A 14,867-nucleotide genomic window follows, 5' to 3' on the forward strand; every position below is an offset into this window, starting at 1 on the left:
CATTTAACGATTCATTAGGTTTGCAGTAAAAACTTTAGTCCTGATTCATCGATCGAGAGAGGATTTGCATTCCTCACTACAAACCTGACACCGTATATTTCAATTCCATATTAAAACTCAGAGAATCATTTCCCCCTCGCACATACAGCATATTCCATGTATATGTGGTAAACACAATCTTGTAGTAAGTAAGGTGCGTCGCCAAGGAGTAAATCTGCAAGTTCCATTGAACCTGTGGCAGCGACGCACCCTACATAACTCATTCGCCCGCCGAAACCGCCCCAAAGAGGACTTGCATTCCTGACTAGAAACCTGACATCGTATTAGTTCGGGGGCCGGGGAAGGCGAGAACTCAGCGGGCTGAGGATTTGATTGAGGGCGCGGAGTTGTTCGGCAGTGCCCAAACAAATCAGCATATCTCCTCCTTCGATCGCAGTTTCTCCAGTTGGCCCCACAATCAAAGTCCCGCCAGCGCGCCGCACTGCTAAAACCAACGCCCCCGATTGCGATCGCAACTTGGCATTTCTCAAACTTTGCCCGACGTAGACACAAGTATTGGGATCGACTAGAAATTCTTCCATGTAAAAAGAACTCTCGGTGCCGGTCAAAATTCCGTCTACAAAATCCATAACTTCAGGCCGCAAAGCCGCCGCCGCCATGCGCTTTCCCCCAGTAATGTAGGGGGATACGACGGCATCGGCGCCGCCCCGCTGCAACTTCTTTACGGCTTCTTCTGTGGTGGCGCGGGCGATCGCCCGTACCTTCGGATTCAGAGTTTTCGCCGACAGTACAGTGTATAAATTCTCGGCATCCGAAGGCAAAGCTGCTACTATGCAAATTGCGCGATCGATCCCCACACTCAGCAAAATTTCGTCCAGAGTCGCGTCTCCTTGCACAGCCGTGTACCCCAGCGCCAAAGCTGCCTCAACCGACTGCACCGCCGAATCTATCACCACAAAAGGGATGTTTTCTGCCTGAAATTCCAAGGCAATCTGACGCCCAATGCGCCCAAAACCGCAGAGAATGTAATGCCCGATTAAAGAATCTACCAATCGCCGCTGCTGCCTAATTCTTGCTCCTTCTTGAAAATATCCTTCAATCAGCGCTTCTGTAAAGCGGTTGACGATGAAACCAATCACCATCACGCCCATCAAAATCAGGCATATGGTAAACATTCGCCCGCGTTGGCCGAGGGGCTGAAGTTCACCGTAGCCGACAGTTGCTAAGGTAAATACTGTCATGTAAGCGGCATCGAGCAAAGACCATTTTTCCACCTGCCAATACCAGAGAGTACCCGTGCAGAAAATGCCGCCAAGGGCGATGACTCCGCCCGTTAAGTCTTTTTGCAGGCGCTGGTACTTTTGCTCTAAAGTTGAATACACCGATCGGGCTGACCTATTACCTATTAGCTTCTACCAAGTTTAACCATATCAGCCCTAGAGGCAGGCTGGGTCAGTCGATTTTAGATTTTAGATTTTAGATTTTAGATTTACCCCACGGATAAATGCTCTTTCTTGAGGATTTTCGATTTTAGATGCTTTCGATTGATTCCACGGATAAATCGCGTGGCGGGTACCACCTTTGAAATTCTTGGTCAAAAAGTCGGTTTCTGCCTAGATATTTTGCTGCAAAACTCACGATTTTGACTCTTGACCCGGTTTTTTTTGCCTAATGCCTGACTGAGTTCCAATCCCGTCGCAGAGGTGGCGATTGTTTTGATTTGCGATCGGATTTGTCTGAAAATCATTGCGGGCGAAATTGCAGCCCTGCACCAGCAAATCGTCAAGATTAAGATTCCACAGCATCACCGTACCGTCAGCACTAGCACTAGCGATCGCCTTACCGTCAGGACTAAAACTCGCACTCCAAACTGCATCCTTGTTACCTTTTAAAGTTCCGATCGATGTACCGTCAATATTCCACAGCCTCACCATTTTATCTGTGCTTGCAGATAGCAACATTTGACTGTCGGGACTAAAGCTGATATTTGTCAATCCACTTGTATGCTTTAAAATACTTAGCGGTGTGCCGTCTTTGCTCCAAATTCTCGCAGTTCCCCCAGCACTTCCCGCCGCCAGCATTGCTCCGTCTGGACTGAAAGCTACACTCATTATTTTATCACTTTCTATCTGTAAAGTTCGGAGCAATTTGATGTCGGTGCTTGCTTCTATTGACTGCTGTTTTCGCAATTTTTCCACAACCTTGCTCAAACTCCAAAGTTTAACAGTGCCATCAGTGCCAGCCCCAGCAATTATCTGACCGTCTGGGCTAAAACTCGTGCTGGTTATCCAACCTCGTTCCACTTTAAAACTTGACAATTCTTCACCGTTTATTTTCCAGAGTTTAACTGTTCCCTCGGCACTTGTTGAAGCAAGTATTTTACCATCTGGACTAAAAGTGACGCTTGTTACTTGACCGCTATGTCCTTTTAAATTATGAATTAACTTGCCATTTTTTTGCCAAATTTTGACAGTTTTGTCGTCGCTTGCCGAGACAAGGAGCTGACCGCTAGGATTGAATATGGCACTTCTAATTTTATCAGTATGCCCGGTTAATGTTGCTTGCAAAGTTCCATTCGTTTGCCAAAGTTTGATATAATTATCATCGGTAGCCGTCACAATTGTTTGACTGTCGGGACTGAAACTCGCGAAAGCAAGGGTACTGGCTTGAGTCTGCAAGCGGCGGCGTTCCCGAAAGCTGTAAACTGCCTGTTCGAGTGCGATCGCCACTCGCATCTGAATATCTGAACTCACTCCGAGCGATCCTTTCATTTCTGTAACAGCTCTGATGCTTTCTAGCAAAGCTTCTTCTTTTTTGTCGGCAGCCAAGAGCGTTTCTGATAGTAGACTGAGAGTGAGAATTTTGTTGTTTCTTTCCTCAATTGATGGTTTTATCCAAAAGGCTCCTATCAGAATTAATATCAGTATTCCGGCTGCTACTGTAACTGTTTGCACTCTCAGTTGTTGCTCGCGCCAAAGTTTAATTGCAATCACTTTTTTCTGCTTTTGTGCTTCGCTTAGTTCCTCTAGTAATTTTTTTTCGCGACGCAGTTGTTCTATTTCAGCTTGATGCTGTTTTTCTTGACAGCGGAACTTGGCAAATTCCGCTTCTTGACTCGCATTTAAAAATTGATAATCTTGGGTACTCAAGCTTTTATTTGCCGCCCACTTTCGGGCTTCTTCCAGTGCTTGACCGCGCAACAATCGAGATTCGTCTTGACAGTTTTGAGCTATCCATGCTGTTATAGATTCGGCATAGGGGCGCAAGTCGCAGAGTGCTTTTTCTACCCAGTTATGGTTGAATATAGCTGCGTAAATGCGGTTGGATACGGTTAATTTTCCGGCTCGTTTTACTACTAATCCGCTCAGCCGCAATTCTGTTTGTTCGGGAGTATCATCGGCGCAGATCCCCCCTGCCCCCCTTAATAAGGGGGGTTCTGAAGGTTGCTGATTTCCACTCAGTTGCTGTTCGGTTTGTTCGGGAGTATCATCGGCGCAGATCCCCCCTGCCCGCCTTAACAAGGGTAATTCTGGCATTTTCTCCCCCCTTATTAAGGGGGGTTGGGGGGGATCGCAGGGTGGCAATATTTTTTGATATAGTCCTAATAACCTACTGGCGCGGTGCTGACTTCTGAGAAGGCGATCGCGAATTGTTTTGATGTGTACCGGTTCATCGGATGATTCCCAATTATCAATAATATGAGATTGCACTATCTCGCTAATTAATAATTGATTTATAGTAATAATTTCAGTCGTGATTTCATCCGTTGAGTTTGATATAATAGAAGCCGATACTAAGCTTTTTACATGGTGCAAAATCAGATTGCAAAGCTTTTGAGTCAGAAATGGCTGCCCTCCTGTCCAATCCAAAATCTCTTTTAAAACCTCTTGAGGATTGTCTACTTGTCCCTCAAATCCCTTGGCTAAAGGCAGAGCTTCTTGTAACTTAAAACCGTGCAATTCAATAGCTAAACCGATATTAAATGGCGTGCGAGTTGCATCGCTAATTAAATCCGATGGCGTAGCTACTCCCAGCAAAGCAAATGTAATGCGCTGGTATTCTGAATTGTGAGCTCGTTTATTGTAGCAACACCTAATTAATGCAAAAAAATCGTCTAGCGGTTCTTGGAAACTGAGAACGCTATCAATTTCATCAATAAAAATCACTAGGTTTTGAGAAATTTTGACCAGCAGCAATTCTTCAATTAACTCTCCTAAGCGCTGCACCGGCGACATCAACTCTCTCTCCCGCCACCAAGTCATAAACTCGACTGGGTTAAACAGGTTGAAATTGCACAAAAGCTTGTAAGCGATGCCACCGTACCACTTATCGAGAGAGACTTGCTGGTTGCCAATGTCCGAAAGGTCGATCGTAGCACAGGCAATGCCATCAGCCGAGAGTTTTTGTACAGTTCGCACCAGCAAACTGGATTTGCCCATTTGTCGGGAATTGAGTACGTAACAAAACTCTCCGGCTTTGAGGGCTTGATACAGTTCTGAGTCAGCTTGTCGCACTACATAAGTAGGTGCATTTTGCGGGAGACTGCCACCGATTTGATATTGGTAATCGACTGTCATTATATTGCCTAGAGTTAGATTATTTTGTTACTTCTATTGTGCCTTTACCACAAGCAATCTTACCATTTTCATAGGTGGGTTCCGCTGGTTTGCTTGTACCAGCCGAATCAGCTTGGCACAAGATGGATGCTGTTGTCATTTTATCTTTAGCCGCCTTGGCATCAACTTCTTTAGCAGGAACTACAAAGACACCGCCGATAGAACTTTTAAGTTCTTGCTTGGAGACTCCATAATTAAATACTGCTTGGTTGGTTGCGCGAATTGAATATTTGTAGTTTGTTGTTTCAGTTTTAATGCCAATCCCCAGTGATTCAACTGAATTGGAAAAACTACCTCTGTCTAAAAACTCCGCTTGCTGAGCTTTGTTCATTGAGCTAACATACACTTTTGCTTCCGCTTCCTTTGCTTTAGAGGCGCTGTTCAAGAATGATGGAAGAACGAAAGCAGCAATTATTGGCCCAAGAAACATCAAAAGCACTAAACATCCACAACCACCAAAAATAGGTAATTTTCTATCTAAATTAGAATTTTCTTGACTCATGGTATTATATCCTCATTGTTGGTATTTTGACCCAATTTTCCCGGTTAAAATCCCTATTTCGTGACTTCCTTTGTTCCCTTACCGCAGACAGGGTAGCCTTTTTTCTGCTTGGGTAACTGCGGTTTAATAATCCCTCGTTTTTCAGCTTCACAGATGAGAGTTCTACTGGTCTTTTGATTAGCAGGAGCCTTGTTATCAACATTTTCAGGTGGAACCCGGAAGTCTCCAGCAGTAGAGCTTTTAAAAGCGTTAACCGTTATATGCAATGCTAGCTGGCTTAGAATATTGTTGACTCATGGTATTGTATCCTCTCTGTTTGTCGTAAGGACTTTATCTTGCCTATACTTAGATTATTTGGTCACTTGTGTTGTGCCTTGACCGCAAGCAATTTTACTATTTTCATAGGTGGGTTCGGCTGGTTTAATTGTACCGGAAAAATCAGCTCTGCACAATATGGAGATTGTAGTTATTTCCTCTTTAGCAGCATTTGGCTCAAAGTTTTTAGCAGGAACCAGAAAAACACCGCCGACATAACTTTTAAGTTGTTTATCCTTGGATACTCCATAACTAAATGCTGCTTTCTTAGTGGCGCGAACTGAATACTTGTAATTTGTTGTCTCTGTTTTAATGCCAATTTCCAAAGCCTTAACAGAACTGGAAAAAGCATTTTTTTCTGCAAAATAGGCTTGCTGACCTCGGCTCATAGAGCCAACATACTGTTTTGCTTCTGAAATCATGGGTTTATTGCTAGCATTCAGAAATGATGGCAGAGCGATCGCACCAATTACTCCAATCCCCATTAAAAGCACTAAACATCCGCAACCATTAGCTGAAACTATAGCTGGCTTAGAATTTTGTTGACGCATGGTATTATCACCTCTCTGTTCGTAGTAAGGACTTTAGTCCTTAAAACTTTAATTAAATTCACTGAGGCAGATCCTCTGGAGCTGGTTTCCTAGTCTCTGCCTGGGAACTAGGAATAATCTGGCATATAATTAGATTATTTGGTCACTTCTGTTGTGCCTTGACCGCAAGCAATTTTACCATTTTTATAAGTGGGATCTGCTGGTTTAATTGTACCGGGATCATCAGCTTGGCAAAATATCCGTATTGTGCTTATTTCATCTTTTGCAGCATTTGGCTCGACTTCTTTATCAGGAACTGCAAAGACAGCGCCGACATAACTCTTAAGTTTTTTTTGCTGGGATACTCCATAATTAAAAGCAGCTTGTTTAGTGCTACGAACTGAATACTTGTAATTTATTGTCTCCGTTTTAATGCCAATTCCTAAAGCATCAACAGAAGTGGCAAAAGCACTTTTTTCTGCAAAATAGGCTTGCTGAGCTTTGTTCATTGAGCCAACATACTGTTCTGCTTCCGATTGCTTTGCCTTCTTCTCGCGCTGATTCAGAAATGATGGCAGAGCGATGCCATCAACAAGTAGTGAAAAGCCGATTATAATCAATAAAAATCGGCCGCCGTCATGGATAATTTTGCTAATAATTGATTCTTGATTTTTAGTCATGATTTTCTCTCCTTAAAGGGTATATACAAGGCGAATTAAATTTGGCGAGGCAGAGCCTCTGGATATGCGTTACCAGGCAGAGCCTGGTAACGAAGAAAATGAGGTAATACTAATCCTTAAGCTCGCAGGTGTTCTACTTCTTTACGGCTAATAGATGTTGGCTGAATCACTTTACTGCCGATCGCAAAATCGCGCAATTCCACTCTCGTAAACTTCACACCCCAAGGATCGGTTGTTGTATCCAACTCCTGCACTAAAGCATTATTTATTTGATTGCGAGCCGTGTAAAGTTCCTCCAGTGCTAATGTCGCAATGTGAGTCCGAATTGAAAGAATCAGCATATTTAACATCGCTTCCTTGAGATTCTGCACCTTGTAAGACGCTTTTTCTAAGTCAATTATTCGCCAGTAGACAATAAATTCAACTGTGACGGCAACGCGATCGCGCGTCGTGCATTCTTGCGGTGGCAGTCTTAAAATTTGCTCGCGCAGAGTTTGTTTATAGGCGACTGTTTCGACAAAGGGAATCAAAAATGTCAAACCAGGTTCGAGTTTCTTGCGATCGTACTTTCCGAAAATTTCAACTAAAGCCTCATCTCCTTGACGGACGATTTTGACGCTGTTGGCTAAGGATACTCCGGTGATTGCAAACAACACCATCAAAAAATACTGATACATAGTGAATCTCCTGCTAAATAGTTGACAGTTGACAGTTGACAGTTGATAGTGATTCTTTAGTCCGCGAAGGCGGACTTTGTTGGTGTAGAAGCGATTTCAATCGCCGAGTCATAAAAGAGCTAACTCAGATTTAGCCGTTGATGTGAATTAATCTGTCAGGTACAACAATCAGCGTGTTTCCTTCGCGGCGCAAAACGTAAACTTTTTGTCTGGGTGCGATCGCCCCTTGGGAATCTTCGTTGCGAGCTTTCCAAGAAGCCCCTTCATAAATCACCATTCCGGTTTCTCCGGGGAAAATTTCGGAGATAGTTGTCGCTTCGGTTGCTTCGGGAATCACAAACTTTTTCCGAACAATGAAAATCGGTCTAATCCAGATGCTCAGCGCGAGGGCTATCCCCATCCAGTAGAAGATTTGCCAGTCAAAATCTTCATACATTATGTTCGCCCAACTAAACTGAAATGCTACCGCTCCTCTCCACAAAATAAAGGATTCAATTAAAGCAGAAGCTCCCATCATTAGCAGGTAAAACCTGTATTTTTGGGGCTGAGTTTTGATGATTAATAGCTCGATCGCACTAAGCACAACTCCGATCAGCAACCACAACATCGGCGGAGTGAATGCGAAACTTGGTTGATTAGTTGCTGATGCCAGCGACCAAATTATGATAGAGTACATCAGAATTCACCTCATTGTGACAGTGCTGAACCTTGTTATTTCTAATCTAATCAGGCGGATATTTGAGTTGGCGACTGAGTTATTTGAGAATTCATCGACTTTTCATCGACTTTAGGGACTATTGGCATTTATGATGGTTTCAGTGTCTCGATCGTTATAAGCAATGCCACGATCGCTAAGGGTGCGCGAAGAGTGCATTCGCGCAGTTAAATCCTGTCTCCTGAGAAATGGCTTTCCCAGTCAGAAAATCTTGGCTGAGGATTTAGGGATGGCCCAATCTACTGTCAGCCATTTTCTGAATGGCAAACCTGTGGATTATGCCAATTTCATTGAAATTTGTCGCGGATTGGGGCAGGAATGGCGGGATTTAGCCGATTTTGAGGCGAATTCAGATCCAGAGGAGGTACAGCTTGTAAGGGCAAAAGTGGCGATCCTCTTCGAGGGCTTTCCTTCGGATCGCTTCGCTAACGCCAACGCCCGATCGACTCCAAAAAACACCCTTTCCCAGCAGTTGCACCAAGCTGTGAGTGCGGCCAGTCACGAAGTCTTTTTTCTTAACAACAGCAGCGACTCTGGCTCATATTTAAAGCGTTGCGATTATTTACTGCTGCTGATTTCCGCAGAATCTGCCGCTAGCGAAATGGTATTAGAACAAGTGCAGCTAGCAAAAGAATCGCACAATTTAACGGCTCATAAACCAGCGATTTTACCTATTTTAGTGGAATTAAATACACCGCTTTCCTTTGATTTGCTCAGCTATTTAGCAGGAATTCAGCCCTGGCTGTGGCGCGGTGCTGGCGACTCATCAAAGTTATTATCAGAAATTTTAACCATTATCAAAGAAGGTCGCAAATCGTTAACTGCCGACCATGAATTAGCTGTAGAATGGAACGCAATTACTAGCACAAAACAGTCAATTATTCAACCCCTGCCAGCAGCGCCGCCAGAATTGCCGGGAGGACAAGTTGAAATAGCTTCTCGTTTTTATATCGATCGCCCTCCGATCGAATCCCGCTGTTACGAAGCGATCGCCCAGCCGGGAGCATTGATCCGCATCAAAGCACCCAGACAAATGGGCAAAACTTCTTTGATGGCGAGGATTTTGCATCACGCAGAAGTGCAAGGTTCTCGGACGGTAGCGCTGAGCTTTCAGCTAGCAAATAGAAGAATTTTTGCTAATTCAGATACATTTTTGCAGTGGTTTTGTGCTAGCGTCGGTCAAGAGTTGGGAATGCTGGAGCAGTTGCCTAAGTGCTGGGAATTAGCAGATTTGATTGGCAGCAATCAGTGCTGCAAGGCTTTTTTTGAACAGTATTTGCTGTCTGAATTGTCCGCGCCTCTGACATTGGGTTTGGACGAGAGCGATCGCCTGTTTGAATCGCCGGAAATTGCGGACGACTTTTTTGGGTTATTGCGAGCTTTACACGAAGAAGCGAAACGGCGAGATATTTGGAAAAAGTTTCGCTTGATTGTAGTGCATTCTACGGAAGTTTATATCCCGCTGGACGTGAATAAATCGCCGTTTAATGTGGGATTGCCGGTGGAGTTGCCGGAGTTTAATTTGCAGCAAGTGCAAGATTTAGCCAAACGGCACGGATTGAATTGGAGTGCTGATGAAGTTGCAGAATTGATGGGTTTAGTGGGAGGACATCCCTATTTAGTGCGGCTGGCTATGTATCGCATTTCCCGTCAAGATGTGACTTTAAATCAATTGCTGAACTCGGCAACAACGGAGGCCGGAATTTACAGCGACCATTTGCGCCGACATTTGTGGAATTTAGAAAAATATCCAGAATTAATCGAGGCGATGAGAGAGGTTTCTAGTGCGCCCAAGCCTGTGAAATTGAGGCTAGAATTGGCTTTTAAATTAAATAGTATGGGCTTGGTGAAACAGGAGGGCAATTATTGCAGTGCGAGATGCAATTTATATGAGGAGTTTTTTCGCGATCGCCTAGGTTGATAGTTATAGGTTGTACAGTTTTTAAGAACGGGCAAGATGCCCGTTCCACAAGAAAATTTAGTTTTTCAAGAACTGGCAAGATGCCCGTTCCACAAGAAAATGGAGTTTTTCAAGAACTGGCAAGATGCCCGTTCCACAAGAAAATGGAGTTTTTGTGGAACGGGCATCTTGCCCGTTGCTAAACAGGCGATTGAGAATGATGCCTGATATCAGTTAATACAAATTTCCATAAACGTTGTTACCTTTACTCACAAGTTGAAAGGGTATGAGACGGTAGCGGTCAAATCTCTATCAATGGAAGGGTGTATGCCGCTGACTGATTCGCTATCTTGAAAGTAATTAGCCAGAATCCTCAGCAATCTGCAACGGTTGGCTGTTTGGGCAGGCAGCACAATAATTAGAGTTAGCATAACTTAATTCCATGCAAAATACGGCAGATTTACTCCCCAAAATAGACTCGCCGAGTCTTCCCAAAAAGCAACCCCCGCTCCCAAATTACGAAGCAGCCGATCGCCAATTTGTCAATTTGCTAGAAGTCGAGGATTTAGACAAGACGGTGGCGGCAAAACCGTTACTTGTCAGCGATTTTGAAAGCGCGATAGCCCATGCAATTCAAGCAGCTTACCAACAGGAACCGGGCGATGAGGCCGCTCACCGCTTCTTGCAGCGCGTGCTTTACCGCATCAACCGCCTCAACTTGTTTTGGTACGACGATTTGCGCCGCTACAACAACGAACGATCGCACTATTTGCGTTCCGTGCGCGATCGCATTGAGGAACCTTGGCAGCAGTGGGAACTGGCGCAAATCGACGTTGCAGCGCTGCAAAAATTGCCGGATGTCAAGCAAGCCCTGCGCGATCGCGCTGCTGCTGATGTCGATCCTCCGCTAACTGAGACCGATCGCTATTGGCGGGAACAGATGACAGCAGCCGGATACAGACACCTGCTGGCGATCTCCTCTTTCGAGGGTTTAGTTGAAGCCAGCCACCTTTCTCGCATCCTCGGCGGTGTCGGCAACGAAATTCAGTCAACCCTGATGCGGGTGCTGATCGAAGAATACGGCGGCGGTCGCCTCCCCCGCAAGCACTCAACCTTTTGTGCTCAAATGCTGGCTGAATTCGATATGAGTACGGAACCGGAAGCGTACTTCGATTTAGTGCCTTGGCAAGTCCTCGCAGGCATCAATCACAACTACCTGCTGACGGAACGCAAGCGCTATTTTCTGCGCTACAACGGCGGACTCACTTATTTTGAGGTGGCGGGGCCCGTCGCTTACCGCAATTATGTAGCCGGCGCCCAGCGTCTGGGCCTTTCGCAGGCTGCGATGGGTTATTGGGAACTACACGTCAAAGAAGACGAGCGTCACGGTCGCTGGATGGTGGATGAAGTGGCGATCCCGCTGGTTGATAGATACCCGCAGGATGCGTGGGAGCTGCTGTTGGGGTACGATCAGGCGAAGTCGATCGGCGATCGGGCTGCGGCTGCTGTAGTGCGATCGATCCAAACCGCAGAACGGAATTAACGGCTATCTAGGGTGCATCAGTCTTTGATGCACCCTAGATATTGCAGCGTTTTCAATAAGCCTTTTAGGAACAGGCAAGATGCCTGTTCCACAAAGAGTGTATTTCTTGTGGAACAGGCATCTTGCCTGTTCCTGACAATGGTGCAACATCTCAGATGCACCCTACCAGCGATGTATTTTAAAATGCTGTCATTAACTGAATTAGCTCGATCGACAAATCTCTTTGCGACTTTTCCTGCTTCTTAAACAAAACTCCAGCCAGCAGATAGATATTTTCCGAATAAAAAGCCATTCCATGTTCTCGCAGAGTGGCGATCGCGCTTTTCACCTTGGGTTCCGAACTGTAATAGCCAAAAGTTAAAGGTGCCATCTCAAAATTCGCAACCGAGTAGCCTCGATCCAAGGCATAATCGATCAAACCGACAGGATTAGAATAGCTAGAAACCATCAGCAAAACTTCGTCACAGCCCAAAGATAAAAGTTTCTTAGCAATTGTACAACCATCACTCCCGCCGTGCAACAGCGGCTGGTAAATCTTGTCATCCACCGCCGGCAAGTAAGGGGGATTTGAGATTACACAATCCGCCGACTCGTATAAAGGCGAATCAAAAAAAGAGCAATTGTTGACCGTGTATTGTTCGCTCAGTTGATATTCCTTAATTTGAGACTGAGCAATTTTCCAAGCTACCTTATTTAGCTCAAACCCCTGTATTGTCCCGTCAAAATCAGTTCTCACCAAAGACTTAATAACTGGACTTCCCTCTCCTGAACCAAACTCTACGATAAGTCGAGAATTGTCGCTGGCATTTAACACTAAACTTTCCAAGCAGTGTGCATAAAAATCCGATTCTTCCGGGCAGTGGAATACCTGTTTCAGAGGATGGGAGGAAGTGAGCATAAATTCGGTAACAAAGTTGACTGTTTTTAAACTATCGAATAAGTAATAGTGCAGCAATCTGTCGCAAGAGCTATTTTATAAATTTTTGTAATCTATATATTCCTATTTTACCGACTGCGATTAAATAACTATGACTGCCGATAGATAATAATCTTAACGAAATTAATCCGATTGACAGATGGCAATTAAAGCCATTGCTGTTAAGATATGAAAATCATCAACTAATCGTTAGTTTTAATAGTGTCAGATATGACTTTTTAAATTATTCAGTTACCATCTGCGCCGCAAACAGCTTAACATTGATGTTCAGGATTTAGAAGGGCTTTGGCAGGTTCTGTTCACTCCTGAAAGGATTGCTCTATATACTAGAAGCAACTACTGTCGTGTATCTAAAAGCCTGTTTTAAAACGTATTTTAATCGGTCATAGGACAGATATAATATTAAATTTATTGTAATAAAAAAGGCAATTGATTTGCCTTGTTTGTTGGGTCAGATTTGGATAATTTACCTGCTCAAACAGCCATTAATCTAACTTCGGCTTTTTTACTTGCGAACTTAGAAAATACGTCTGTGCAGCGATTACTAAAGCGATACTCGCTCCAAAGGGAAGGATGTTGGTTCCGCCATTCCACCTAACTACCTCGGCGAGAAACAATACGCTCAATACGACGACTATCACGCTGGTGAGTTTGGTTTTGAGGTCGTCGATGGTATGAATTTCCAGCCAGATGGGTACTTTAATGCGATCGTCAATAAACAGCTCGTAAAGTCCGAGTGCAGTAATGTAAAATACTGTGGCTAGCAGAAACAAATCTACAACTTCGACAAAGGACAAAATCAGTTGTTTCGAGTTTTCGCTGGAAATCGGTACTGTAGTTGTGTGGCCGATGGTAATGACGGTTTCCAGGGCACCATAGATTAAAAGCGTCACAGAGGCTGCAAAAGAACCGAATACAGCGATTAACATTAGATAGCGACTTCGGGCAAGAATTCGATGCAGCATACTTGATGTCCCTTGAGAAATGTGTTAGAGAACAAGCGCTCTCTGGCATACCTTTGGCTTTACTATATCAGCGTTTAGCCGATCGCACTCACAAGCAATTCGCTCGTGCGCGCCCGCCAGTTAATGTAATGTCGCGCGGGCCCGCTTCGGATAGCCCTCAGTTCGCCTTCCTGTTTAACGCAAGTCAAAGCCCAGTCAATCGATTTTAGATTTTAGATTTTAGATTTTAGACTTTAGATTTTAGAATTGAAGCATTGATCCCACGGATAAATTCGGGGGGCAAGTTTCATCGGATAGAGGTTTTTTATTTCTGGACGGATGAATCCGGGGGCTTGTATCCTGGATGCTTTGGGTCAAAAGCCTTGCCGTTGGGGACTATGAGCGATGCCCTTTTTGAGATAATTTAGTTTCCTGGGAAATTTTGAGCGGTATTCTGTCAGTGTCCAAATTGCCAGCAGCAAGTTAAGCAAAAATAGCCATCGAAAAATCTTAAAGTAACTCATTTGGCGGAGCCACAACCCAAAATTGACGGCGATCAAATCAATAATTTCTGCCTCAAAGCACCACCAGCCGGGGAAAATTTAGAGGGAGATCCGCGCGCTTGTCTCAGAAACCCGCTTGATTCGTATATATCTCGTTACTCAACCCAAAATTTTTCAGAGAAACCCGGTTTCTATCCCCCGCGTGCAAGTTTTGATTTAGCTAGTCTGCCGCCCAATCAAATATCATCCACCACCTGAAGTAAAACGCTATTTTTCCAAATATTCCTAAAGATGAATGGCGAACTTGGACGATAAGTCATAGCTTATAAACTATTAACGTTGCGGTGTAACTTTCCCTTGGAAAAATAATCGATGGAACGGGACTAAATTTGCTCCCTTACCTTCATTATCCCGCAGCGAATGTTAGAAAAGTTGCACGTTACGCTGTCAATTTGACCCTGCGGTTTTGGCATCAGAAGCGATCGCAGCACCCTACGTAAAAGCAAGCATAACCATGAAATCTTCTAAATTGTTGAAAGTTGTTGTAGCAAGCGCTTGTACTTTAAGTTTAGCAACGGTTTCCTCAGCAGTGCCTGCTTCAGCCCAGTCGGGAGGCAGCGGTGCTGGCACAAGCGGTACGGGCACAACGGGTACGGGTACGGGTACGACAGGTACTGGCACAACTGGTACAACCGGTACGACAGGCACTGGTACTGGTACAAGCGGTACGGGTACGGGTACGACTGGTACTGGCACAACTGGTACAACCGGTACAACTGATACAGGCACTGGCACAACTGGTACAACTGGTACAACCGGTACAACTGATACAGGCACTGGCACAAGCGGTACAACCGGTACGACAGGCACTGGTACAACCGATACAACAGGCACTGGTACGACAGGCACTGGTACAACCGATACAACCGGTACGACAGGCACTGGTACAACCGATACAACCGGTACGACAGGCACTGGTACAACCGATACAACCGGTACGACAGG

The 14,867-nt window shown here is 44.7% G+C and carries 12 protein-coding genes and 1 pseudogene; 4 read left to right on the forward strand and 9 right to left on the reverse strand.

All coding sequences use genetic code 11. The features are described from left to right. Positions 1 to 323: 323 nt before the first annotated feature. From QUA56_RS00945 to QUA56_RS00975, 7 genes are all read right to left on the reverse strand, one after another. Positions 324 to 1,382, reverse strand: a complete 1,059-nt coding sequence (locus QUA56_RS00945) for a potassium channel protein (RefSeq protein ID WP_333352022.1) — start codon at positions 1,380 to 1,382, stop codon at positions 324 to 326. A gap of 252 nt (positions 1,383 to 1,634) precedes the next feature. Then, positions 1,635 to 4,577, reverse strand: coding sequence for an AAA-like domain-containing protein (locus tag QUA56_RS00950; protein ID WP_333352023.1), 2,943 nt, complete (start codon positions 4,575 to 4,577; stop codon positions 1,635 to 1,637). A 19-nt stretch (positions 4,578 to 4,596) separates the two neighbouring features. Next, the gene (locus tag QUA56_RS00955) at positions 4,597 to 5,118 is read right to left on the reverse strand and encodes a type IV pilin-like G/H family protein (protein WP_333352025.1); all 522 of its coding nucleotides are present in this window, start codon (positions 5,116 to 5,118) and stop codon (positions 4,597 to 4,599) included. Between the two features lie 350 nt (positions 5,119 to 5,468). Next, positions 5,469 to 5,984 carry a type IV pilin-like G/H family protein gene (locus tag QUA56_RS00960; protein WP_333352027.1) on the reverse strand — a complete coding sequence of 172 codons (516 nt, stop codon included), beginning with the start codon at positions 5,982 to 5,984 and terminating at the stop codon, positions 5,469 to 5,471. Positions 5,985 to 6,118: 134 nt separating this feature from the next. Beyond that, complete coding sequence (locus QUA56_RS00965; RefSeq protein ID WP_333352029.1) at positions 6,119 to 6,643, reverse strand: type IV pilin-like G/H family protein; 525 nt, start codon at positions 6,641 to 6,643, stop codon at positions 6,119 to 6,121. A 116-nt stretch (positions 6,644 to 6,759) separates the two neighbouring features. After that, positions 6,760 to 7,320, reverse strand: coding sequence for an SPFH domain-containing protein (locus QUA56_RS00970; RefSeq protein WP_333352031.1), 561 nt, complete (start codon positions 7,318 to 7,320; stop codon positions 6,760 to 6,762). Positions 7,321 to 7,450: 130 nt separating this feature from the next. Next, complete coding sequence (locus QUA56_RS00975; protein WP_333352033.1) at positions 7,451 to 7,996, reverse strand: NfeD family protein; 546 nt, start codon at positions 7,994 to 7,996, stop codon at positions 7,451 to 7,453. 163 nt (positions 7,997 to 8,159) lie between these two features. Between QUA56_RS00975 and QUA56_RS00980 the strand changes: the two genes are divergently transcribed. The 3 genes from QUA56_RS00980 to QUA56_RS00990 all read left to right on the forward strand — a co-directional run bounded on the left by QUA56_RS00980 (position 8,160) and on the right by QUA56_RS00990 (position 11,478). Beyond that, positions 8,160 to 9,956, forward strand: a complete 1,797-nt coding sequence (locus tag QUA56_RS00980) for an AAA-like domain-containing protein (RefSeq protein WP_333352034.1) — start codon at positions 8,160 to 8,162, stop codon at positions 9,954 to 9,956. Positions 9,957 to 9,992: 36 nt separating this feature from the next. Further along, positions 9,993 to 10,163: a hypothetical protein gene (locus tag QUA56_RS00985; protein ID WP_333352036.1), complete on the forward strand. Its 171-nt coding sequence runs from the start codon at positions 9,993 to 9,995 to the stop codon at positions 10,161 to 10,163. Between the two features lie 214 nt (positions 10,164 to 10,377). Continuing rightward, positions 10,378 to 11,478: an iron-containing redox enzyme family protein gene (locus tag QUA56_RS00990; protein ID WP_333352038.1), complete on the forward strand. Its 1,101-nt coding sequence runs from the start codon at positions 10,378 to 10,380 to the stop codon at positions 11,476 to 11,478. A gap of 178 nt (positions 11,479 to 11,656) precedes the next feature. On the opposite strand, the gene QUA56_RS00995 is transcribed toward QUA56_RS00990, so the two are convergent. Together QUA56_RS00995 and QUA56_RS01000 are read right to left on the reverse strand one after the other, a co-directional pair. Beyond that, the gene (locus tag QUA56_RS00995) at positions 11,657 to 12,376 is read right to left on the reverse strand and encodes an SAM-dependent methyltransferase (RefSeq protein WP_333352040.1); all 720 of its coding nucleotides are present in this window, start codon (positions 12,374 to 12,376) and stop codon (positions 11,657 to 11,659) included. Between the two features lie 524 nt (positions 12,377 to 12,900). Further along, positions 12,901 to 13,380: a YqhA family protein gene (locus QUA56_RS01000; protein WP_333352042.1), complete on the reverse strand. Its 480-nt coding sequence runs from the start codon at positions 13,378 to 13,380 to the stop codon at positions 12,901 to 12,903. 996 nt (positions 13,381 to 14,376) lie between these two features. On the opposite strand from QUA56_RS01000, the pseudogene QUA56_RS01005 reads away from it, so the two are divergent. Continuing rightward, positions 14,377 to 14,867, forward strand: a pseudogene (locus tag QUA56_RS01005) (hypothetical protein); the annotation flags it as partial.

The sequence above is a fragment of the Microcoleus sp. N3A4 genome (assembly GCF_036701805.1).
Lineage (GTDB): Bacteria > Cyanobacteriota > Cyanobacteriia > Cyanobacteriales > Microcoleaceae > Microcoleus.